Origin of the sequence: uncultured Sphingosinicella sp. (assembly GCF_963974575.1) — a bacterium.
Classification (GTDB): Bacteria; Pseudomonadota; Alphaproteobacteria; order Sphingomonadales; family Sphingomonadaceae; genus Sphingosinicella.
Genome location: NZ_CAXBBQ010000001.1, coordinates 143,720 through 165,325, shown reverse-complemented (window position 1 = coordinate 165,325; position 21,606 = coordinate 143,720). Strand labels below are relative to the sequence as shown.

The window sequence follows — 21,606 nt, the reverse complement described above, 5'->3', positions numbered from 1 at the left end:
TCTCTGGCGCGCGGCCGCGAGGACGGCTAAGCGCTCGCCATGAGCACGCGCAAGGCCGGTGAAGGGGATGCCCTTCCTATCGAGTCAAAAGATGATTTGCTGAGCGTTTTCGAACGCGGCAGCAAGCCCGCGGAGCGTTGGCGAATCGGTACTGAGCACGAGAAGTTCGTGTATCGCACCACCGATCACCGCGCACCGTCCTATGACGAGCAAGGCGGCATCCGCGATCTGCTGATGGCGATGACACGCTTCGGCTGGGAGCCGGTGGAGGAGAACGGATATGTCATCGCGCTTGCTGGCGACGACGGGAACGTAAGTCTCGAACCCGCCGGGCAATTCGAGCTTTCGGGCGCACCGCTTGAAAACCTGCACCAGACCTGCGCTGAGACAGGTCGGCATCTGAAGCAAGTGCAGGAGGTCGGCAAGGAGCTCGGCCTCGGTTTTCTCGGCCTCGGTATGTGGCCCGACAAGCGTCGCGACGAACTGCCGATCATGCCCAAGGGGCGCTACGCGATCATGCTGCGCCACATGCCGCGCGTGGGATCGCTTGGCCTCGACATGATGCTGCGGACCTGCACCATCCAGACCAACCTCGACTATGCGAGCGAGGCGGACATGGTGAAGAAGTTCCGCGTCAGCCTCGCGCTGCAGCCGCTCGCAACGGCGCTGTTCGCGAACTCGCCGTTCACCGAAGGGAGGCCCAACGGCTTCCTCAGCTACCGCAGCCACATCTGGACCGATACCGATGCGGCGCGCACGGGGATGCTACCGTTCGTGTTCGAGGACGGTTTCGGCTTCGAACGCTGGGCCGACTATATTCTCGACGTGCCGATGTATTTCGCCGTGCGCGACGGCAAGTACGTCGATCTCGCCGGACAGGATTTCCGCGCCTTCATGGACGGCAAGCTCACGGCGCTGCCCGGCGAGCGCGCGACGCTCGGCGACTGGAACGATCATATCTCGACCGCTTTCCCGGAAGTGCGCCTCAAGTCCTATCTCGAGATGCGCGGCGCGGACGGCGGCCCGTGGAACCGTATCTGCGCGCTGCCTGCCTTCTGGGTGGGGCTGCTCTACGACGACATCGCGCTCGATGCGGCGTGGGATGCGGTCAAGCACTGGACGATCGCTGACCATAACCGCATCCGCGAGGAGGTGCCGAGACTGGGTTTGCAGGCGACGGGGCCGCGCGGACGCACGTTCCAGCAGCTCGGCAAGGAAATCCTCGCCATCGCCGAAGCGGGGCTGACGCGGCGCGCACGGCTCAACAGCTCGGGCGACAGTGAGGCGATCTTCCTCGCGCCGCTGTTCGAGATTGTCGAAAGCGGCAAGACTCCCGCCGAGCGCTTGCTCGAAGCTTACCATGGTCGCTGGGCGGGCGATCTTTCGCGGATTTACGCCGAAGAGAGTTTCTAGCCGCGCTGCCTAGATGGCGCGGCTGACGACTTCCTTCATGATCTCCGACGTACCGCCGTAAATGCGTTGTACGCGCGCGTCGCGCCACAGGCGAGCGATCGGGTATTCGTTCATATAGCCCGCGCCGCCGTGCAGCTGGAGCGAGAGGTCGCAGGCATCCCATTGCAACTCGGTGTGCCAGAGCTTGGCGGCGGAGGCTTCGGCGGCGGTGAGCTTGCCTTCGACGTGGCGCTTCAGCGCCCAGTCGAGATGCGCCCAGCCGACCTGTAGTTGCGTCGCGAGGTTGGCGAGCGTGAACTTTGTGTTCTGGAAATCGAACACGGTCTTGCCGAAGGCCTTGCGCTCCTTGGTGAACTTGACCGCCTCGTCGAACGCGCGCTGCGCGACCGCCTGTGCGGAGAGCGCGATCTGGAGGCGTTCCTGCGGGAGCTGCTTCATCAGGTAGATGAAGCCCATGTTCTCCTCGCCGATGCAGTTGGTGATGGGGACGCGGACGTCGTTGAAGAACAGTTCGGAGGTGTCGGCGGAATGTTGCCCGATCTTGTCGAGGTTGCGGCCGCGCGCGAAGCCATCGCGATCGGCTTCGACGAGGATGAGCGAGGTGCCCTTCGCGCCCTGCGTCGGATCGGTCTTGGCGACGACTATGATGAGGTCGGCGTTCTGGCCGTTGGTGATGTAGGTCTTGGAGCCGTTGACGACATAGTGGTTGCCGTCGCGCTTCGCGGTTGTCTTCACGCCCTGGAGGTCGGAGCCGGCGCCCGGCTCCGTCATCGCGATCGCGGTGATGACTTCGCCCGAGACCATTCCGGGGAGCCAGCGGCGCTTTTGTTCTTCGGAGCCGTAGTTGATGATGTAGTCGACGACGATGTCGGAGTGGAGGGTGATGCCTGCCGAGGAGCCGGCGTAGCAAAGTTCCTCCCCTATGACGGCGTTGTAGCGGTAGTCGAGGCCGAGACCGCCGTATTCTTCAGGGACTTGCGGGCAAAGTAGACCCGCTTCGCCGCAGGCGCGCCAGAAGTTGCGGTCGACGATGCCTTCGTGCTCCCACCGATCAAGGTTGGGATGGAGTTCGCGGTCGAAGAACTTGCGGACGCTGTCGCGGAAGAGGGCGTGGTCCTCGTCGAACGCGGTGCGGCGGGTGGTATCGAGCATGAAGGGCTCCTTTCGGCGCTGCGGTTAGCGGCGGCGCCTTTGGGCGCATACTCCCTAAAGTGGGCGTACCAATGTTGCCGCGACCGCGAGCCAGGGGGTTTCCGAAACGACGAGCTGCCGCGCGCCGGGGACCAGCGGCAGGATGGCGAGGCGCTGGCCGTCGAGATCCACAAGACGGCCGAACACGAAGCGCCCGGCGGGGCGGGGGACGAGCACGTCGCGGTTGCGCGCGCGTTCGAACTCGGCGGGGGAGAGCCGATCGCACCAGATCGAATCGCCGGTGCGATAGTCGCCGATGCCCGAGACGACCTGCACCGCGATCATCGCGCCGGACGGGCGGGGCGGCAGCAGCGTCTGCGGCATCGTCGGCGCGCGCGCGCCGTCCGCGGCGAGGAGGGCGGCGACGGGGACGTCCGGGCGTTCGGGATGGGTGACGAGCTCGGCGGCTTCCACGCCGAGCGCGGCGGCGATGCGGTTGAGCCAGCCGACCGAGACGGTGCGGGTGCCGGTTTCGAGGCGGCCGATGGTTTGCGGCGTCGTGGCCGGCCGGCAGCGCTCGGCGACGTCCGCCAGCGTGAGACCCTTGCCCTTGCGGACCTCGCGGATGCGTGTGAGCATCGAATTATCCTATTGGGTTATTTTTCACTGTCCTACAGCGGACACGCGATGGCAAGGGCGATTCGCAACTGAACACGAGGGAGAGCCCATGCCCGAAACCCGTAACCGCCTGATCGTGAACAGCATCGACAGCCCGCCGCACCGCCGCGCGGCCACCGAAGGCGCGCGGCACGCGAACCGCGCGGAGGAGCCGATCGCGTGGCTGCACGCACGCGGCAAGATCAGCGACCGCCAGTTCGAGGCGGGCGTGCGCCTGCGCCGCGACTTCATGATCGCCGCGCGCGGCCCGCGCGTGACGATGGCGTGGGACGCCGGGCCGGTGGCGAAAGGTGCCCGCAGCGCGCCCGACGCGCCCGACCCGACGACGGCGCAGATCGGCGCGAAAACGCGCGTGGATGCGGCGCTGGCGCACGCGGGGCAAGGCCTTGCCGACGTGCTGACGCGCACGGTGTGCCTGGGTGAGGGACTCGAAACGGCGGAACGGGCGATGGGCTGGCCGGCGCGCGCCGGAAAGGTGGTGCTGTGCCTGGGGCTGGACCGCGTGGCGGACTATTACCGGGTGTGAGGGGCAGCGTCTGCGGCGGCAGACGGCGTCGAGGCGATCGCGCCCGCGTGCGGCGGAATCGCAATGGCGCCGACAGCGGCGATGAACAGAAGGCAGGCGCAGACGATGATCGTTTTCATTTCAACCTCTTTTGCCCGGCCCCGGTAAGCGCTTCTTACAGCGCATAAAATTACGATCCGATGAACAACATATCAGGATCGACGCGGGAGGTGGCCCAGCCGCCGAGATGTTACAACCCGGGTGCGACCATAAGGACCAAAAATAACCAAATAGGGAAAATAATGCTTGACGAGCGAACCGCTCTTCGCTAGAGATCAGACACGCTGAGGAATTGCGGCTCCGGGGGTTCAGGCCCTTCGGAGCCGTTTTCATGTCGGGGCTCGGCGCGGCTTCTTCTCGTGTGAAAGACCCCCGATGACGAAAACGACACCGGCGAAAAAACCGGCGCGCCGCGCATCCCAGCGGCATGACGGATGGACGGCGAAGCGGCGCAGCATCTTCCTTGAAACGCTGGCGGAAACGGCGAACGTGCGCCGCGCCGTGGCGGCGACGGGCAAGGCGACATGCGGCGTCTATGCGCTGCGCCGCCGCGATGCCGCCTTCGCGCGGGCCTGGGACGACGCGCTTTCGCTCGCGATGGACGAACTGGAGGCGATAGCCTTCGACCGCATCCGCAACGGCGTGGAAAAAACCGTGGTGCGTGGCAGCGGCACGCCGGTGACAATCCGCGAATATTCGGACCGGCTGCTGATGTTCATGCTGAGCCGCCGCAGGCCGCAAGCCTATGCGATGATCGTGGGCGAAGAGGGGGACGGGGAGGCGGAGGACGACGCGCTGGCGCTGTATCGCACCGTCGAAGCGCGCGCCGCCGCGATCGAGGCGCGGCGCGGAGACGCCGACGCATGACCCCACCGAACCTGAAAGCGCGGCTGGAGGCGATGTCTCCCGCCGAGTTCGCCGAAGCGATGGGAGGGATCCACCTTGAAGATCGGAACGTGCTGGTCGGAAGCTGGTATTGGCGCGCACGGGCTGCGCAGGTCGTGCCGCCGGGGGACTGGCACACGTGGCTGGTGATGGCGGGCCGCGGCTTCGGCAAGACGCGCACGGGCGCCGAATGGGTGCAGCGTGCGGCGCGAAACGGCACCGCGCGCATTGCCATTGTCGGGACGACGCTGCACGAGGCGCGTGCCGTAATGGTGGAAGGCGAATCCGGCCTGCTCCGCGTGCGCGCCGATCGGCGCCCTGAATTTGAGCCGTCGCTGCGGCGGCTTTCGTGGCCGACGGGCGCGAAGGGTTTCCTCTATTCGGCGGACGACCCGGATGCGCTGCGCGGTGCGCAGCATAGCCATGCCTGGGGCGACGAGATTGCGAAATGGCCACGCGGCCTCGACGTGTGGATGAACCTGCGCATGGGGCTGCGGCTGGGAAGCGCGCCGCGCGCGGTGCTGACGACGACGCCGCGCCCCGTGCCGCTGGTGCGGCGCCTGCTGGAGGAGGCGACGGCGGGGCAGGCTATCGTGGTGACGCGCGGGCGCACGGCGGAGAACGCCGCGAACCTGCCGGCTGCGTTTCTGGCGGCGGTGACGGATGCTTACGGCGGCACGCGGCTGGGGCGGCAGGAACTGGACGGCGAACTGATCGAGGAGGTGGAAGGCGCGCTCTGGTCGCGCGCGCTCATCGAGCGGTGCCGGGTGCGAGCGGTGAACGGGACGCTAGATGAGGGCTTCGCGCGCGTGGTGATCGGCGTCGATCCGCCCGCCGGGCACGGCGCAGGATCGGTGTGCGGGATCGTGGCGGCGGGACTGCTTGGCGATGGCACGATCGTGGTGATCGAGGACGCGAGCGTGGAGGGCCTGTCGCCCGAAGGCTGGGCGCGCGCGGTTTCGGATGCCGCCGCGCGGCACGGCGCGGACCGCGTGATCGCGGAGGTGAACAACGGCGGCGACATGGTCGCGCGCGTGCTCGCCGCCGTGGACGATGCGCTGCCGGTGAAATCGGTGCGCGCGACACGCGGCAAGGCGATCCGCGCCGAGCCGGTCGCGGCGCAGTACGAAGCCGGGCGCGTGCACCACGCGGGCGCCTTTCCGGCGCTGGAGGACGAGCTGTGCGGGCTGATCGCCGGGGGCGGCTACGAAGGGCCGGGACGTTCGCCGGACCGGGCGGACGCGCTGGTCTGGGCGGTATGGGCGCTTATGGGGAAGAGTGCGCGGCCGGGGGTGAGGGTGGTTTGATAATCTGGCGCGGGAACCATATTGCGAGGAACACCATTTCGGCTATCACTCTCATAGTGACGGAGCACCATTCCAGAAGCGTCGGGCTCGGCGGCGATGGGGACGAGATTGAGGCGATTGCTGACATTGAGCGTACCTTCGGCGTAAAGCTAGATTATACGGATGCTCAAGACTGGCTCACAGCCGGCGATGTATTCACGTCTCTTCAAAAGGTGCTTCCGCCCGAGGAGTTGAGTAGGCCAGACCTCTGGAATCGCTTCGCTTTTGTACTATGTGAACAAACAGGCGTAAATCCCGATGATATAGGCCCGGACAGTCTGCTGCTCTCGGAGTCAAGATTTTGGGCACGTCTGGCCGATGTGTCGGCGATGGTTTGGATTGTTGCCTTTGTGGGCATCCTGCTCATGGTTGCAGCGACTGCCTTCTAACGAGCTATTATTCGTGAATGAGGTATCGCCTGATCACTCGTCATACCGGCGAAGGCCGGTATCCATGCGACCGTGGTTATGGGCCCCGGCCTTCGCCGGGGTGACGGTCGAGGGTGTGTTCTGGCCGACTCTCGACCTGTGTTTGGACGGCAGAGTGCTCAGTGATCGTCGAGCAGCGGAGGCGGACGATTGGAGGGTTTTGCCAGCTATGACCATCCTTCTGCGCAAAATTGGCTGCTATCCGCCGGACTCGCATATCCATGATGGAGGTGCTTGTACCGCCCATGAGGAGATGGGGGATGAAAAAGACTGTTATCGCGGCATTGCTGTTTCCAACGATGGCTTTTGCGGGTTCGCCGACCTTGAAGGCTTTCTCAGCCGTCGGAACTCACGTTGAGAACGCTGACGGCGTTTCGGGGCTACGACGCGGGCCTTGCACGCCAGATGACTGCGAAATTCTAACGCGTAATAACTCGCGGTGGACGATCTTTGGGAACACAGTGACAAGGCAACGGTACCTCAGATCGGAGGCGGGTAAACGCCTGCCATTTGGGCTTGCCGGCGTTGCGGACAAGGACAAATCGTTAAGCATTGTGAGCGTTCGGGCTGGCGTTACGCTCACGCGGTCTGCACCACGTGTCTACGACGGGCCCGTTAAACTTCAGGATGGCACCGATGCCATCCTTTACGTTAAACTGAGTCCGGAGGGTGCGGTCGAGGAGATCGGGGTCACCCTTGGTGAGGCGGAGTAATGACGCTCTGACCGAACCTTTGCCGCAAAAGGTAAACGTCGATCAAAGCTGTGCCGGGAATGCGGCAGCGAACGATCTTGCTGTTCAGGCGGCCGCTCTCGCTGCACTTAACTCAGCGTCTTCAAATGGTGCCGAATTTGGGTCCACCGAGGTGGTGGTGGAGGCGGGGTGTTCGGCAGAAATGCTTCGGGCGCGGGTATCGCCTTGGCGAACGGGGGCGTTATGGTCGGCGGCATCACGATTCCGGAGAAGTCGTTACCATGCACATCGAACCACTCGCCTTCGAAACGATGGACTGGGCCTCTGCCCCCGAGACCGTGTATCCCGGCGAGACCGGGCACGCGGTCTGGCGGACGCGGCAGTTCGGGGCGATCCGGGTGCGAATGGTGGACTATTCGGCGGATTATCTCGCCGATCACTGGTGCGAGAAAGGGCATATATTGCTCTGCCTTGAGGGCGAGCTGGTGACCGAGCTTGCGGACGGGCGGCGGGTCACGCTGACGCCGGGAATGTCGTATCATGTGGGCGACGGCGCGATGGCGCATCGGTCGGTGAGCGCGTCGGGCGCGCGGCTGTTTGTGGTGGATTGAGGGTTCTGCGCCGCTCCTGAAGGGGGCGTGCCTGAACGGGGTTTTTGATTGTCCCCTCTCCCCATCCCTCTCCCCAAAGGGGCGAGGGGGATTTTCTTCTTTTTTGGAGATCGCTGATGTTCAATTGGTTCGGCCGCAAGAGCGGGCGTCCGGCCTTGCCGCGTCATGTGCTGGGCTATGGCGGGGGCTGGGACGCGGGCGATGTGCCTGCGTCTTATGCGGCGCGGGTGCGCGAGGCTTTGACGCGCAATCCTGTGGCGAGCCGGGCGATCCGGCTGGTGGCGGAGAGCGCGGGATCGGCGCCGCTCAAAGTTTCGGGCGGGGCACTCGCGGCGCTGATCGCGCAGCCCAATCCGCGCGAGACGCGGGCGGGGTTTCTGGAGGGGCTTGCGGCGCATCTGCTGCTGCACGGCAATGCCTATGTGGACGCGGCGATCGGCGCGGGCGGGCGGCCTGCGGAACTGCACGCGCTGCGGCCGGACCGGGTCGCCGAGGACAGTATCGAGGCCTCTCTGCAGGGCTGGCGCGCGGGCGAGATGCCCTCTGCCCCCATCATCGAAGTGCGCGAGGCCTGATGCGCGCTATCCCGGAAGCGCTCGCCGCCGCGCTCGATGAGGAAACGACCAGCCTCGCCTTCTGCTGGCGGATCGAGCGCGCGGACGGCGCGGCGCTTGGTTTCACGTCGCACGACCGCCCGCTCGTCGTGGACGGCATGACCTGTTCGCCGGTGCCCGGCATGGTGCCATCGGCGCTTGCCCATGCCGATTCCGTCGAGGGCGGCGGCATGGAGGTGTCGGGCGCGCTCGGCAGCGGGCGCATCCGCGCCGACGATATCGCCGTTGGCCGCTACGACCGCGCCTATGCCACGCTGTCGCTCGTCGACTGGAGCGCGCCGGGCGCGTCGGTGCTGCTCGCTAGCGGTGAGATCGGGGACATCGTGCGCCAGGACGACCGCTTCGAGGCGGAACTGAAAAGCGCGCACGCGGCCCTCGATCGCACGCCGATCACGCTCTGCACGCCGGAGTGCTGCGCGCGGCTGGGCGATGCGCGCTGCCGCGTGGCACTGGCGCCGCTGACGCATATCGCGCGGGTAACGGCGGTGACGGGCGCTGCCCGCATCGAGACCGATCGTGCCTTGTCGGATGGCGTGCTTGCCTACGGACGGCTGCGGCCGCTTGCCGGTGCGCTCGCGGGGCTGGATTTCGAAATCGTCGCTTCGGAGGGCATCTCTGTCGACCTGCGCGAAGCGGTCGCGGCGCGGCTGGCGCCGGGCGATCTCGTGGAGCTGCGCGAGGGTTGCGACCGGCGCTTTTCGACATGCCGGGACCGCTTCCAGAACAAGGATAATTTCCGCGGCGAGCCGCACGTCCCCGGCACCGATTCCGTGATCCGCTACCCGAGCCTGTGACGGCCATGCATTCCCGGCACGCAGATATCGTGCACGCGGCGCGGGCCTGTGTGGGCACGCGCTGCCGCGTGCAGGGGCGCGTGCCCGGCCTTGCGCTCGACTGTGTCGGCGTCGCCATTGCGGCGGCGAAGGGCGCGGGGCTCTCGTTCGCCGCGCCGCACGACTATTGCCTTGCTGCCGACAATCGCGATCGCCTGGGGGCCGGACTCGCCGCGGCCGGATGCGCGCTGCTGGCGGGCAAACCGCGCGCGGGTGACCTGGCGCTGATCGCCGTGACGCCTGCGCAGCGTCATCTCGCCGTGTGTTGCGGGGACACGTTCGTTCATGCCCATTTCGGCCTCGGGCGTGTCGTCGAAGCCCCGCTGCCGCCCGAATGGGCGTGCACCGGCTGGCGCTTTCCGGAGATTTGAGACCATGGCGACGCTTGTTCTGACGACCGTGGGCGCGATCGTCGGCGGACCCATCGGCGCTGCCATCGGCGCGGTCGCGGGGAACGCCATCGATCAGCTGCTTTTCTCGCCAAAAGGGCGCACGGGGCCGCGCCTCGACGACCTCACCGTACAAAGCTCGGCCTACGGGGTGCCGCATCCGCGGCTCTACGGCACGACCCGCGCGGCGGGGAACGTGATCTGGAGCCAGGGCCTCAACGAGACGGCGCACCGTTCGGGCGGCGGCAAGCGTTCGGGCGGACGCACGACGACCTACAGCTATTCGGCATCCTTCGCGGTGGCGATATCGGCGCGGCCGATCGTGGGGATCGGCCGGATCTGGGCGGACGGCAAGCTGCTGCGCGGCGCGGCCGGAGAGATGACGGCGGAAGGGGCCGTGCGCATCTACACCGGCAGCGAGACGCAGGCGCCCGATCCGCTGATCGCCGCCGCCGAAGGTCCTGCGAACGCGCCCGCCTATCGCGGGCTTGCCTACGCGGTGTTTGAGGACCTGCAGCTCGCCGATTTTGCGAACCGCATTCCGAACTTGTCGTTCGAGGTCACGTCCGATGCCGCGCCGCCCACGATCGCCGCGATCCTCGGCGATCTTGCCGAAGCCGCCGGGGTTCGCATCTCCACGGGCGGCCTTTCGGCATCCTTGCCGGGTTTCGCGGCCGCGACGAATGCGCCGCTTTCGACGTGGGTCGCATCGCTCGGCGAACTCGGCGACGTGCGGGCGCTCGGCGGCAGGCAGGTGCGGCTTCATGACGACAGCACCGAAACCGGCATTGTTCTTGATGACGACGGGTTGGTGGAGGGGGAGAGCCGCCACGCGATCGCACGCCGCAGCGGGGACGCGCCGGCATCGGTGACCTTTGGCTATCTGGATATCGCGCGCGATTATCAGGCGGGGGCGCAGCGGGCGTTCCGGCCGGGCGCGCGCGGGCGCGAAGACCATAGCGCGCTGCCGGTTGCGCTTTCGGCCGGGGCGGCGAAACGCGCCGCGCAGAACGTGCTGCAGCGGGTGTGGACACGGCGCGAAACCGCAGCGTTCCGGCTCGGTTACCGCGCGCTTGCGTTGCAGCCGGGAGACCGGCTCAGCGGCCGCGACGGACGGCGCTGGGAAATTCGCCGGACGGCGCTGGAAACGATGACCGTCGCCATCGAGGCGGAACCGGTGAACGCCGACGGCGGTGTCGATGCGGCGGCCGATGGCGGCCGCGCGGAAACAAACGTCGACGCTCCGCAAGGCGAAACGCGCTTCCATGCGTTCGAATTGCCGCCGATCGCCGGTGATACGCCGACCGCGCCGCGCCTTTGGATTGCCGCGGCGGGCACGGGCAGCGGCTGGCGCCGCGCCGAGATCTGGCTGAGCGGGGACGCCGGGGCGAGCTGGTCGAGCATCGGCATGGCGAGCGGCGGCGTGCCGATGGGTACGACGCTGTCGGCACTTCCGGCCGCGGGCCCGACGCGTTGGGACGAAACGTCGGCGCTCGACGTGGAATTGCTGTCTGATGCGATGTGGCTTGAAAGCCGCCCGGCACTTTCCGTGCTGGCGGGTGCGAACCTGGCGCTTGTCGGGGATGAACTGATCCAGTTTCGCGGCGCGGTATCCATCGCGCCGAGGCGGTTCCGGCTTTCTGGGCTGCTGCGCGGGCGGAAGGCGAGCGAGGCGGCGATGGCGGCGCATGTGGCAGGCGAGCGCTTCGTTCTTCTGGAAACGCCGGCGCTGTTTCCGATCGACCTTTCCGCCGATGCGATCGGCACGGATGTCGCCGTGCGCGTCGTGCCGCCCAACACGGGCACGATGGACAGCCCGCAAGCGGATCACCGGGTGACAGGACGCGCGCTGCAGCCGCTGCCGCCCGTGCACGGCGCGGCGCGCGTGCTTGCCGACGGCGCGATCGCGTTTTCGTGGATCCGGCGCAGCCGGACGGGCTTCGGGTGGATCGACGGGGTCGATGCGCCGCTCGGCGAGGAGCGCGAACGCTATGCCGTGCGCTGCAGCGTCGGCAGTGCTGCCGTATCCGGCGAGGTCGACCAAGCCGCATGGGCGCTCTCCGCGAGCGCGCAGACAGCGGCGTTCGGGATGCTTCCCGAGGCCGTTCATTTCGAGGTTCGTCAACTGAGCGCCGCCGTTGGGGCGGGCGCGCCGTTTGCCGCCGATTTCATTTTGAACCGATAGGAACAGCCGATGACTGTCACCACGCGTCTGGGTCTGCCGCTGATCGCCACCGGCCAGAGCCAGAAGGAACTTACGCACAACACCGCGATTCACGGGCTCGATCGCCTTGTTCATCTATGCGTGGCAAGCCGTGCGCTTTCGGCGCCGCCCCCGCTGCCTGCGCCCGGTACGACCTGGATCGTCGGCGAGGGCGCGACGGGTGCGTGGGCGGGGCACGCCGGCGCCCTCGCGCACTGGGACGGCGCATGGGTGATCGCGGCACCGGCGGAAGGGATGCTGTGCTGGATCGCGGAGGAAGCCATCGTCGCGGTGTTCGGCGGCGGCGTCTGGAACACCGCTCTTCCAGTTGCGGGCCTCAACATAGGCGGGGCCATGATGTTGACGGAACCACCGGTTGCCATCGATGCACCGGAGGGAGGAAGCGTGATCGATATCGAGGCGCGCAGCGTGCTCGCGGGCCTGCTCAGCTACTTTCGCGCGCAGGGTCTACTGACGTCATGACCCCGTCCAAAGCTCTGAAATCTGCAGTAATGTGCGGTATTTATGCAACATTTCAGGGTTATATTCAGTTGCGCGGGATACTTCCGTGATATAGATCGTTGAGACGACTTCCATGGAAGTTCGTGGAGACTGAGAAAGGGGATTTCAATGCGTAGACTCGCCGTAGTCATGGCGCTGGCCGGCACCGCTCTTGCGGGCCCGGCGCTCGCGCGCGACAAGGCCTGGTATGCAGGTATCGAGGGCGGTGCGCTGCTCATCGAGAATATCGATTTCGACGTGACTGGTGTCCAGGGCGCCGAAACGAGCAACGGCGTCAGCGTCAAGCACAAGATGGGCTATGACGTCGATGGCATCGTTGGTTACGACTTCGGCGGCTTCCGCACCGAATTCGAACTTGGCTACAAGAAGGCCTCGCTCGACAAGGTGACGTTGGCCGGCGTTGCGGTTCCCGGTAGCGGCGGTGTCGCGACCGGTACGTTCTCTGACGCTGGTGGCACGACGAGTGCTCTCAGCTTCATGCTGAACGGTCTGCTTGATTTCGGTGACGACGATGGCTGGAACGGCTACGTCGGTGGCGGCGTCGGTATCGCGCGCGTCAAGGCCGACATCTATCAGGTGGCCGATCTGGGCGCTGCTTTCGCTGACGACAGCGATACGGGCTTCGCTTGGCAGGTCATCGCGGGCGTCCGCAAGGCGATCAGCGACAATGTCGATCTGGGTCTGAAGTACCGTTTCTTCAACGCGCCTTCGGTTGACCTCGTCGGTGTGGACGGAACGGCATACGACGGCCGCTTCCGCAGCCACTCGCTGCTTGCAAGCGTGATCTTCAACTTCGGTGCGGAAGCGCCGCCGCCTCCGCCGCCTCCGGTCGCGGAACCGGCTCCGCCGCCTCCGCCGCCGCCCCCGCCGCCGCCCCCGCCGCCTCCGACGCCGGGTCCGTTCATCGTGTTCTTCGACTTCGACAAGTCGGACATCACGACGGATGCAGCGGATATCCTCAACCGCGCCGCGCAGGCGTACAAGGAAACGGGCCAGGCCAGCGTCACGCTTGCCGGTCACGCCGACGCCGCAGGGCCGGCCGACTACAACGTCGGTCTCTCGCAGCGCCGTGCTGACGCCGTTCGCCAGTACCTCGTGGGTCAGGGCGTGCCGGAAACGGCAGTCGCGTCCGAAGCCTTCGGCGAAACCCGCCTGCTTGTTGAAACCGCCGACGGTGTGCGTGAACCGCAGAACCGCCGCGTGGAAATCAACTTCGGCGGAGCTTCGATGTAAGCTCGACGGAACACGGGGCGCCTTCAACGGCGCCCCGCAACCGGAAAGGGCCGCCTCTAAGAGGCGGCCCTTTTTCTATGTGGTGGTCTCGTAACGTGGGATGCGTCGCGGGCCTGGCCCCGCTGCTGCGATCAGACGTTGCAGCGTTTGATGAGTTTGCCGCGCTTATCGATGCACGGATCCGGAATCCGCGGCAGAACGACGTATCCGAGCTGATACTGCCGATAGGGATCTGGCTGCGCGATGAGCGCGGCGCGGAGACGCTGGACAGCGGACACCGCCCGACCGCTCAAACTGCCCGGCCCCCAGGAGAGGACTTCCCGGCCCACCTCGCCGGCGGTAGCGCAGAAGCTGCGCTGCGCGTCCAGCGCGGAGAAGCTGTTGTAGATGCGCGTCGTGAAACTGTCGAAGCTGCGCGGGCCGGCTTTGCCATCGAGACGACGGAAATGCTTCTCCAGCGTCTGATAGGCGCGCGCGAATTCAGGTTGATGCTGCTTCAGCATCTGATTGTAGTTTCGAACGGTTCCAAGATAGGGAGAGAACTGACACTGCAACGCCGAGACGTTGAGCCCGGCGCGCAGCAACCAGATCGCATGAGCCGCGCTCTCCTCCGCCGTCATGGCACGGACCGGCGGGCCGCCGAGATCGATCGCGGCATATGCCGCGGGCGCCGCGGCAAGACAAATGCCGAGTGCCAGAGTTGCCGACCGGATACGTTTCACCGTCACAGGCACAGGATCAGCCGAGCACCTTGCCCAGTTGCAGGGCGACAGACATGTCGCCTTCCACCTTGAGCTTGCCCATCATGAACGCCATCTGCGGATTGGTCTTGCCCTCTGCGATGTCGAGAAAGTCGGACATCGACACCTTGACCGTGCAATCGACCGGCAGGTCCGCGTTATCGACCACCGCGGGCGAGGCGTTGTCGTCGATGCGCACCACGCCATCGTCGCCAAAATCAAACTTCACGCTTTTCCCGAGACCGGCATCCGCGCCGACACGGCTGCGCATCGTTTCGGTGATTTCGGCAAGGCTCATGCAAATCCTCCCACAAGAATTGGCCGCAAGGGCCGTCAGGTCACTGTTGCGCGGGAGCCTGTTCGGGCACAGGGGCATCCGGGACCGGCGCGATGTCCACCAGTGCCGGATCGGTCATCGGCTCGACGCCGCCCGCCGCCACATCGACAGACATGGCATCCGCCGTCGACGCGTCCGCGCCGAGATCGGACATCGATGCGTCAGCCGCGCCTTCGACAGCCGCCTTCTCGCCATCCTTCCCGGCATCATCGCTTTTTCCGCAGGCCGTTACCGCCAAGGCGATTGCCACCGAAAACCCAAAAACCGTGCGTTTCGACATGCTTCCCATCGTTTTACCCCGGCATTTTGTTGTTGCTGCGGTATTTTTTCACCGCTTCGCCCGCAACCTAACCGCATTCCGTAAACGGCTCAAGGCGGGTTGGGTTCGAACCGCCTGGTGGTTGATGGCGCATTAACCATTTTTATACGGCTGAACGTCAGTCTGCGTCCCACGAACTTCCTACGGGGGACCAGAATGTCTGTGTATGCCGGATTGCCGTTGCGGCTCGTTTGCTACGCGGCGGGCGCTGCAGCGCTTTCGATCGTCGGTCCCGCGCTCTGGCACGTGCCGACTTTCATCGCGGCGGCGGCCTCGGCAGCCACGGCGCTGTGCTTTGCCGTCGCAGACGTTCTCTTCTCCACGCATCGCCTCGCACGGCGTGCATTCGTGACGGCAGCGTATTACAAGGCCGAAGTCGAGGCGCTCGGCGCCCGCGTGGCCGCGCTTGAAATGCTGCGCCCGGCCGCGCCCCTGGCGAAGACTGCGCCCGAAACGCATGACGCCAAGCTGGAGACAGCAAACAACCTGCTGCAGTTCGCGGCGCATGTGAGCGCGCGCTGTGGACGGAAAATGACACCGGACATCGTGGCGCACAGCGCCGGCGACCCGATCGACGACGCACAGATCGAGCTGCATCTGCAGCCGATCGTCGGCATCCCGGATCGCCGCGTGCAGCACTACGAGGTGCTTTCGCGCCTGCGGTCGCACACAGGCACGCTGATGATGCCCGCCGAGTTCCTGCCCGCCGCCCGCGCGACCGGGCGCGCGGCGGATATCGACACGCGGCAGCTTTCCAGCATCGTCGGCCTCTGCCACCGCATCGGTGACCGGCACATGGATACGCGGCTTTTCTGCAACCTTTCGGGCGATTCGCTGCAGAGCGACGGCTTCCGCTCCACGCTGACCGCGTTCGCGCGCGCGCAGAAGGCTCTGTCGCATCGTATCGTGTTCGAAATCGACGCAGCCACCGCCGTTACGCTCAACACTGAGGTCGCTGCCGACCTGCGCGGTATCGAGGCGATGGGCTTTGCCTTCTCGGTCGACAAGGCGTCTCTCGGCGACCTGCCGCGCCTGCAAGGCATATTCCGCCGTCGGGGTTTCCTGAAGCTCGACGCCACGATTCTGGAGAAAGCCGACCCGAATGTGCTGAAGGCGCTCGCGCGCGGCGGCACGCAGGTGATCGCGACGCATGTCGAGACTGAGGAGCAGGCCGTTTCGGTGCGCCGCGCAGGCGTCGAACTCGGGCAGGGCTTCCTGTTCGGGAAACCGCGCCCGGCACGCATGGACGACAACGCGCGCCGCCGCGCCGCCTGAAACCTACAAGAACGGACACTGCCGCTGCAGCGCGGCGTCGACGTCGGCCATCGTCGCTTGGATGCCGAGGGCTGAGAGGCTTGTGACGGGATATTCGGCAAGCCCGCAGGGCACGATGCCCGAAAAGTGCTCGAGATCAGGCGCGACGTTCAGCGAAAAGCCGTGAAAGCTGACCCAGCGGCGCACGCGCACGCCGATCGCGCCGATCTTCGCCTCGCCCGCGGACGTATCCGTCCAGACGCCGACACGGCCGGGTATCGCGCGCGCTGAGACCCCGAAATCTGCAAGCGCTGCGATGAGCCAGCGCTCCACCGAACAAATGAAGCCCCTGAGATCGCGGCCGCGCTGCTCCAGATCGAGCATCAGGTAGCCGACGCGCTGACCCGGTCCATGATAGGTGTAGCGCCCACCGCGGCCGGTCGAGAACACCGGGAAGCGCGCGGGGGCGAGCAACTCTGCCGCATCCGCGCTGGTGCCGGCGGTGTAGACCGGCGGATGCTCGACGAGCCAGATCAGCTCACCCGCTTCGCCCGCCCGGATATCGGCCGCGCGCTGCTCCATCGCCGCCAGCGTTTCGGCATAATCGGCAAGGCCGCTTTCCACCCGCCACTCGGGCATCTCTTTACCCCGTTCTAACCCTATCCGGCGCATCATGCCCGAAACCCGAAACGCAGATAGGCGGTCATGAGCGTTATCGAAAGGATCAAGGTCGAGATTTCGGTCGTCATCGGCAGCACACAGATGCCGATCCGCCAGCTCCTGAAGATGGGGCGGGGCGCTGTGATCGATCTCGAAGCGCGCCGCGACGATCCCGTGTGGATCTATGCGAACGACGAACTCATCGCGCGCGGGGAGATCGTGTTGCTCGGCGACCGGATCGGGGTTTCGATTTCCGAGCGCGTGCGCAAGGCTGCCCTCACCAACTTTGCCTAGCCGGCTTGCCAGCAAGGCTTCGTATCCTCTCCCGCGGGCGGGAGAGGATTTATAGGGCGGCGACGAATTTTCTGAGGTCGGCGAGGAATAACTCGGGTTCTTCGAGGCTGGCGAAGTGGCCGCCGCGGGGCATTTTCGTCCAGTGCACGATGTTATAGCCGCGCTCCGCCATCGCGCGCGGGGGAAAGGCGAGCAGGTCGTGTGGGAAGGCAGCGACGCCGGTCGGCACCTCGATGCGCCGCCCGTCCGGGATCGTGAAGCCGCCTTCGTCGAAGAGGCCACGATAAATCCAGGTCGCGGTGTGGAAGCTGCGCGTCGAAAGATAGATCATGATGTTGGTGAGCATCTGATCCATGCTGAACGGCGGCTCCGGGTTGTGCGTGCCGACATCGCTCCATCCGCAGAATTTTTCGGCGAGCCACGCCGCGATGCCCATCGGCGAATCCATCATCGCATAGGCGAGGCTTTGCGGCTTGGTGCCCTGAAGCTGCAGATAGGCGGTTTCGGTCGCGCGAATCTGCATGGCCCATTTCAGCCAGAGCGTTTCTTCATCTGTCGTCGGCTGCATGTTCGCCGGGCGGAGGCCGAAGCCGTTCAGGTGAACCGCCGTGACGCGCGCCGAATCGAGCCCGATCCAGCCGCCGATGACACTGCCCCAGTCGCCGCCCTGATAGATGTAGCGCTCGTAGCCGAGCACGCCCATCAGGCTGTCGTAGAGCTTCGCGACGGCACGCGGGCCGATCGGCGATTTGGGTTTGTCCGACCACGCATAGCCGGGGAGCGAGGGGGCAACCACGTGAAAGGCCGGTGAGCCGTCCTCAGGCTCCGCAAGCCGTTCGATGATCGCATCGAATTCGAGGATCGACCCCGGCCAGCCGTGGGCGATGAGCAGCGGCTTCGCATCGGGGCGGGTCGAGCGCTTGTGGATGCAGTGCAGGCGGAAATCCGGCAGCACCTCGGCGCGGACGTGCGGATGGCGGTTGAGACGGGCGACCGCGCTGGGCCAGTCGAACCCGGTCAGCCAGTAGTCGCGCAGGCGCTCCAGATAGGCGCGGTTCGCGCCGTAGCGCCAGCCGGCGTCCTCGGGTTCCTCGAAGAAGCGGAAGGCCTCGACACGGCGGCGGACCCATTCCGCCTCCTCGGCTTCGACCGGGATTTCAAACGGCGTGATCATGCCGCCAGCGATTGCTTCGCGTCTGCCATGATCATGTCGGCCGCCTTTTCGGCGATCGCAATCGTCGGCGCATTGGTGTTGCCGGAAATGAGGGTCGGCATCACCGAGGCATCCACGACGCGCAGGCCGGAGACGCCGCGCACGGCAAGGCGGATATCGACGACGGAGCGTTCATCCGCGCCCATGCGGCACGTGCCGATCGGGTGATAAATGGTCTCGCCCCATGCCTTCAGCGCCGTCACGACATCCTCGCGCGCCGTGACGCCTTCGCCCGGCCAGACTTCCTTGCCGCGGAAGGGCGCAAGCGCAGGCATCCGCCCGATGTTCCGCGTGATTTCGATGCCCGCGAGCAGCGTTTCGAGGTCGCCGGGCGCGGAGAGATAATTGGGATCGATCGCCGGGTGCGAAGTGGGATCGGCGGACTGGAGCCGGATCGTGCCGCGGCTTTCAGGGCGAAGCTGGCACATGTGCATGGCATAGCCGTGCTGATGCCCGAGCGTTCCGCGCCCGTGCGGCTCCCCAAGCACGGGCATGAAGTGGATCTGGATATCCGGCGCGGCGAGGTCCGGCCGCGTCGAGAGGAACGCACCCGCCGGGGTCGGCATGTAGGCGCCCGAACCGTCGCGGCGCAGCACCCAATTGCCGAGCGCGAGCAGTTTGTTGTGGAAGCCCGCGTTCTTGTTGAGCGTGATCGGCTGCGTGCAGGTCCATTGCATCAGGATATCGAGATGATCCTGCAGATTGCCGCCGACGTCGGGCGCATCGTGCACGACCGCGATGCCGTGCTCCGCCAGATGCGCGGCGGGGCCGATGCCGGAGAGCATCAGAAGCTGCGGCGAGTTCACCGCGCCGCCGCAGACGATCGTCTCGCGCGCGGAAGCCATTTCGGCCTTGCCGTTTTTCAGATAGGCGATGCCGGTCGCCTGACGCCCGTTGAACGTGACGCGTTCGACGAGCACGTCGGTGAGGACATCGAGATTGGGGCGATCGAGGATCGGTTTCAGATAGCCCTTCGCGGCAGACCAGCGCTCGCCGTTCTTGATCGTCGAATCATAGCGGCCCGCGCCTTCGAACTGCGGCCCGTTGAAATCGTCCGTTACGGGATGCCCCGCTTCGGCCGCGGCTTTGATGAAGGCGTCGATGAGCGGGGTGGGCAGGCTGCGGCGACCGGTATGAAGCGGGCCATCGCCGCCGTGATAATCGTCGGCGCCGCGCTCGCTCGTTTCGGAGCGGCGGAAATACGGCAGAATGTCGTCCCAGCCCCAGCCGGTGCAGCCCATCTGCGCCCAGCGGTCGTAGTCGCTCGCGTGGCCGCGAATATAGACCATGCCGTTGATCGACGAGGAGCCGCCGAGCACACGCCCGCGCGGCCAATAGAGACGACGGCCATCCAGGTGCTTCTGTGGTTCGGTCCAGAAGCACCAGTTGGTGGCGTGCGCGTTTTCGGGCGGAATGATCTTGGAAAGCCCGCCGGGCATGTGGATCAGGAAGGAACTGTCCTTGCCGCCCGCCTCGACAAGAAGCACGCGCGTCTTGGGGTCCGCCGACAGGCGATTGGCAAGCACGCAGCCTGCCGAACCTGCACCGACGACGATGTAGTCGTATCCCGACATGTCAATCTCCCCCGAGTCCTGCAAACAGCGGCAAGAGTGGCGCTGTTTGGGCGCGTGCGCAATTCTGGATAAAGCGTCAGGCTTGCGCGGCGCGTCCTTCACCGGCTGCGGCGGCGCGTTCCATGCGCGTGGCCTCGGCCTCCGGGAGCCGGCGCCAGACGAACCAGAGGCAGATGAGCGTGACCGGCCCGGCAATGAGCAGGCTGAGGACGCCCGTGCCGAGACTGCCGGTGACAAGCGACATCTTGCCCGCGAAGTACGGCCCGAGACCGAGGCCGACGAGCGTTGTGCCGAGGAAATAGGTCGCGGTCGCGGCGCCGCGCATCCTCGGCAGCACGAGATTCTGGCTGGTCGCGGCGGCGATGCCCACCCAGCAGCTGTTGACGATCGCCATCGGCACGAACGCCAGATAGAAAATCGTGAGGCTCTCCGTGGTGTAGACGATGAGCATGAGCGGCGCGGGGATGATGACGCCCAGTGCCGCCACAAGGATGTCGCCCGCCGGCCAGCGCGATTTCGCCCAGTCCGCAAGGCGCCCGCCCGCGATCACGCCGATGAAGCCGCCCGCCGCCCCGACACCGCCGATGATGAGGCCGACGATCGCCGGATCGGCGCCGAAGGTGCGGATCGCATAAGGCGCGGACCAGAAGCTGACCGCGTAAGTGACGAACGCGATCGACCCGAAGCCCAGGATGGCGAGCAGGAACGTCGGCGTACCCCAGATGAGCTGATAGGTCGGCGGGTCGCGGCGCTTCAGCGACTGCGACCACGAGAACACCGAATAGCAGCCGATGCCGATCGCGCCCCATTGCAGCGTATCGCCGGTGAGCCTCATCATCGAGGCCGCGCCGAGCACGACGACGATCAGCCCCGAGAGGTTGACTGCGAACGCCCGTCCGCCGACGCGCGCGGCCTGCACCAGCGTAAAGGGCGGAATGACGCTCGACAGCTCAATGAAGAATTTCGGCCACGGGGAGGGCTCGGGCGGGCTCAGGATTCCTTCGGACATGCCGCGCAGCGGCTCGCGCAGCGTGAGCACCCAGAGGGCGAGGAGCAGCCCCGGCAGGCCGACGGCGAGGAACGCTGCCTGCCAGCCGGCGAGGCCGAGCGGGCCGCCACCGGGGAAGGCGCTGTTCCAGCTTTTCACGATGACGCCGCCGATGAAGAGCGACAGGCCGCCGCCGAGATAGAGCCCGCTCGAATAGATGGCGAGCGCGGTGGCGCGCTTTTCACGCGGGAAATAGTCCGAGATGATCGAGAAGGCGCAAGGGCTCGCCGTCGCCTCTCCGATGCCGACGCCGATGCGCGCGGCGGCGAGCTGACCGAAATTCTGCGCGAAGCCCGAAAGCGCCGTCATCGCCGACCAGATCGACAGGCCGATCGTCATCAGGCGGCCGCGATACCACATGTCCGCAAGCCGCCCGAGCGGGATGCCGAACAGCGAGTAGAACACACCGAAGGCGGTGCCGTAGAGGAAGCCCATGTCGGCATCGGTGACGCCGAGGTCGGCCTTGATGTCCTCCGCGAGGATCGAGATGATCTGGCGGTCGATGAAATTCAGCACATAGACGAGCACGAGCACGCCGAGCACGTACCAGGCGTATGGCCCGCCGACCTCGCCCTTGCGTGCTTCCAGAATTGCGGCTGCGTCGTTCATGCTCTCGACCCTCCC

25 protein-coding genes are annotated in these 21,606 nt (G+C 66.2%); 15 read left to right on the top strand and 10 right to left on the bottom strand.

What is annotated here, in order from left to right; all coding sequences use genetic code 11:
- Positions 1 to 39 precede the first annotated feature (39 nt).
- Positions 40 to 1,413 (top strand): glutamate--cysteine ligase, encoded by a 1,374-nt coding sequence (locus tag AAC014_RS00870; protein ID WP_339702991.1) that lies wholly within the window; start codon positions 40 to 42, stop codon positions 1,411 to 1,413.
- 9 nt (positions 1,414 to 1,422) lie between these two features.
- On the opposite strand, the gene AAC014_RS00865 is transcribed toward AAC014_RS00870, so the two are convergent.
- Together AAC014_RS00865 and AAC014_RS00860 are read right to left on the bottom strand one after the other, a co-directional pair.
- Positions 1,423 to 2,565: an acyl-CoA dehydrogenase family protein gene (locus AAC014_RS00865; protein WP_339702989.1), complete on the bottom strand. Its 1,143-nt coding sequence runs from the start codon at positions 2,563 to 2,565 to the stop codon at positions 1,423 to 1,425.
- Positions 2,566 to 2,619: 54 nt separating this feature from the next.
- Positions 2,620 to 3,183, bottom strand: a complete 564-nt coding sequence (locus tag AAC014_RS00860) for a helix-turn-helix transcriptional regulator (protein ID WP_339702987.1) — start codon at positions 3,181 to 3,183, stop codon at positions 2,620 to 2,622.
- 88 nt (positions 3,184 to 3,271) lie between these two features.
- On the opposite strand from AAC014_RS00860, the gene AAC014_RS00855 reads away from it, so the two are divergent.
- A complete protein-coding gene (locus AAC014_RS00855; RefSeq protein WP_339702985.1) occupies positions 3,272 to 3,748 on the top strand; it encodes a DUF6456 domain-containing protein in 477 nt (158 codons plus the stop codon).
- Here AAC014_RS00855 and AAC014_RS00850 read toward each other — a convergent pair.
- Positions 3,736 to 3,867, bottom strand: coding sequence for a hypothetical protein (locus AAC014_RS00850; RefSeq protein ID WP_339702983.1), 132 nt, complete (start codon positions 3,865 to 3,867; stop codon positions 3,736 to 3,738). The genes AAC014_RS00855 and AAC014_RS00850 overlap by 13 nt on opposite strands.
- Positions 3,868 to 4,162: 295 nt before the next feature.
- On the opposite strand from AAC014_RS00850, the gene AAC014_RS00845 reads away from it, so the two are divergent.
- From AAC014_RS00845 to AAC014_RS00795, 11 genes are all read left to right on the top strand, one after another.
- Positions 4,163 to 4,654 carry a hypothetical protein gene (locus tag AAC014_RS00845; RefSeq protein ID WP_339702981.1) on the top strand — a complete coding sequence of 164 codons (492 nt, stop codon included), beginning with the start codon at positions 4,163 to 4,165 and terminating at the stop codon, positions 4,652 to 4,654.
- 59 nt (positions 4,655 to 4,713) lie between these two features.
- Positions 4,714 to 5,979 (top strand): terminase family protein, encoded by a 1,266-nt coding sequence (locus AAC014_RS00840; protein WP_339703935.1) that lies wholly within the window; start codon positions 4,714 to 4,716, stop codon positions 5,977 to 5,979.
- Positions 5,976 to 6,407: a hypothetical protein gene (locus AAC014_RS00835; RefSeq protein ID WP_339702979.1), complete on the top strand. Its 432-nt coding sequence runs from the start codon at positions 5,976 to 5,978 to the stop codon at positions 6,405 to 6,407. Before AAC014_RS00840 ends, AAC014_RS00835 begins: the two co-directional genes overlap by 4 nt.
- 208 nt (positions 6,408 to 6,615) lie before the next feature.
- Positions 6,616 to 6,804, top strand: a complete 189-nt coding sequence (locus tag AAC014_RS00830) for a hypothetical protein (RefSeq protein ID WP_126494487.1) — start codon at positions 6,616 to 6,618, stop codon at positions 6,802 to 6,804.
- A gap of 615 nt (positions 6,805 to 7,419) precedes the next feature.
- On the top strand, positions 7,420 to 7,749 hold the full coding sequence (locus AAC014_RS00825; RefSeq protein ID WP_339702975.1) for a DHCW motif cupin fold protein: 330 nt from the start codon (positions 7,420 to 7,422) through the stop codon (positions 7,747 to 7,749).
- Positions 7,750 to 7,865: 116 nt separating this feature from the next.
- On the top strand, positions 7,866 to 8,324 hold the full coding sequence (locus tag AAC014_RS00820; RefSeq protein WP_339702973.1) for a phage portal protein: 459 nt from the start codon (positions 7,866 to 7,868) through the stop codon (positions 8,322 to 8,324).
- Positions 8,324 to 9,157 carry a DUF2163 domain-containing protein gene (locus tag AAC014_RS00815; RefSeq protein WP_339702971.1) on the top strand — a complete coding sequence of 278 codons (834 nt, stop codon included), beginning with the start codon at positions 8,324 to 8,326 and terminating at the stop codon, positions 9,155 to 9,157. Before AAC014_RS00820 ends, AAC014_RS00815 begins: the two co-directional genes overlap by 1 nt.
- 5 nt (positions 9,158 to 9,162) lie before the next feature.
- Complete coding sequence (locus AAC014_RS00810; protein WP_339702968.1) at positions 9,163 to 9,567, top strand: peptidoglycan endopeptidase; 405 nt, start codon at positions 9,163 to 9,165, stop codon at positions 9,565 to 9,567.
- 4 nt (positions 9,568 to 9,571) lie between these two features.
- The gene (locus tag AAC014_RS00805; RefSeq protein ID WP_339702965.1) at positions 9,572 to 11,770 is read left to right on the top strand and encodes a phage tail protein; all 2,199 of its coding nucleotides are present in this window, start codon (positions 9,572 to 9,574) and stop codon (positions 11,768 to 11,770) included.
- 9 nt (positions 11,771 to 11,779) lie between these two features.
- Complete coding sequence (locus tag AAC014_RS00800) at positions 11,780 to 12,271, top strand: DUF2793 domain-containing protein (protein ID WP_339702962.1); 492 nt, start codon at positions 11,780 to 11,782, stop codon at positions 12,269 to 12,271.
- Positions 12,272 to 12,418: 147 nt separating this feature from the next.
- A complete protein-coding gene (locus AAC014_RS00795; protein ID WP_339702959.1) occupies positions 12,419 to 13,543 on the top strand; it encodes an OmpA family protein in 1,125 nt (374 codons plus the stop codon).
- A gap of 131 nt (positions 13,544 to 13,674) precedes the next feature.
- Here AAC014_RS00795 and AAC014_RS00790 read toward each other — a convergent pair whose 3' ends face one another.
- The 3 genes from AAC014_RS00790 to AAC014_RS00780 form a co-directional block, all read right to left on the bottom strand.
- Positions 13,675 to 14,163 (bottom strand): hypothetical protein, encoded by a 489-nt coding sequence (locus AAC014_RS00790; RefSeq protein WP_339702957.1) that lies wholly within the window; start codon positions 14,161 to 14,163, stop codon positions 13,675 to 13,677.
- 118 nt (positions 14,164 to 14,281) lie between these two features.
- Positions 14,282 to 14,581 (bottom strand): SCP2 sterol-binding domain-containing protein, encoded by a 300-nt coding sequence (locus tag AAC014_RS00785; RefSeq protein WP_339702955.1) that lies wholly within the window; start codon positions 14,579 to 14,581, stop codon positions 14,282 to 14,284.
- Positions 14,582 to 14,621: 40 nt separating this feature from the next.
- The gene (locus AAC014_RS00780) at positions 14,622 to 14,900 is read right to left on the bottom strand and encodes a hypothetical protein (RefSeq protein WP_339702952.1); all 279 of its coding nucleotides are present in this window, start codon (positions 14,898 to 14,900) and stop codon (positions 14,622 to 14,624) included.
- A 195-nt stretch (positions 14,901 to 15,095) separates the two neighbouring features.
- Here AAC014_RS00780 and AAC014_RS00775 point away from each other — a divergent pair, with 195 nt between their 5' ends.
- Positions 15,096 to 16,214 carry an EAL domain-containing protein gene (locus AAC014_RS00775; protein ID WP_339702949.1) on the top strand — a complete coding sequence of 373 codons (1,119 nt, stop codon included), beginning with the start codon at positions 15,096 to 15,098 and terminating at the stop codon, positions 16,212 to 16,214.
- A 3-nt stretch (positions 16,215 to 16,217) separates the two neighbouring features.
- Here the strand turns inward: AAC014_RS00775 and lipB are convergent, their stop codons facing one another.
- Entirely contained in the window at positions 16,218 to 16,832 is a 615-nt protein-coding gene (gene lipB / locus AAC014_RS00770) for a lipoyl(octanoyl) transferase LipB (RefSeq protein ID WP_339702947.1), read from the bottom strand.
- Between the two features lie 66 nt (positions 16,833 to 16,898).
- Between lipB and AAC014_RS00765 the strand changes: the two genes are divergently transcribed.
- On the top strand, positions 16,899 to 17,147 hold the full coding sequence (locus AAC014_RS00765; protein WP_339702944.1) for a FliM/FliN family flagellar motor switch protein: 249 nt from the start codon (positions 16,899 to 16,901) through the stop codon (positions 17,145 to 17,147).
- A gap of 49 nt (positions 17,148 to 17,196) precedes the next feature.
- Here AAC014_RS00765 and AAC014_RS00760 read toward each other — a convergent pair whose 3' ends face one another.
- The 3 genes from AAC014_RS00760 to AAC014_RS00750 form a co-directional block, all read right to left on the bottom strand.
- Positions 17,197 to 18,321: an epoxide hydrolase family protein gene (locus tag AAC014_RS00760; RefSeq protein WP_339702941.1), complete on the bottom strand. Its 1,125-nt coding sequence runs from the start codon at positions 18,319 to 18,321 to the stop codon at positions 17,197 to 17,199.
- Positions 18,318 to 19,934, bottom strand: coding sequence for a choline dehydrogenase (locus AAC014_RS00755; protein ID WP_339702938.1), 1,617 nt, complete (start codon positions 19,932 to 19,934; stop codon positions 18,318 to 18,320). Before AAC014_RS00755 ends, AAC014_RS00760 begins: the two co-directional genes overlap by 4 nt.
- A 76-nt stretch (positions 19,935 to 20,010) precedes the next feature.
- Positions 20,011 to 21,591 (bottom strand): MFS transporter, encoded by a 1,581-nt coding sequence (locus tag AAC014_RS00750; RefSeq protein ID WP_339702935.1) that lies wholly within the window; start codon positions 21,589 to 21,591, stop codon positions 20,011 to 20,013.
- Positions 21,592 to 21,606: the final 15 nt, after the last annotated feature.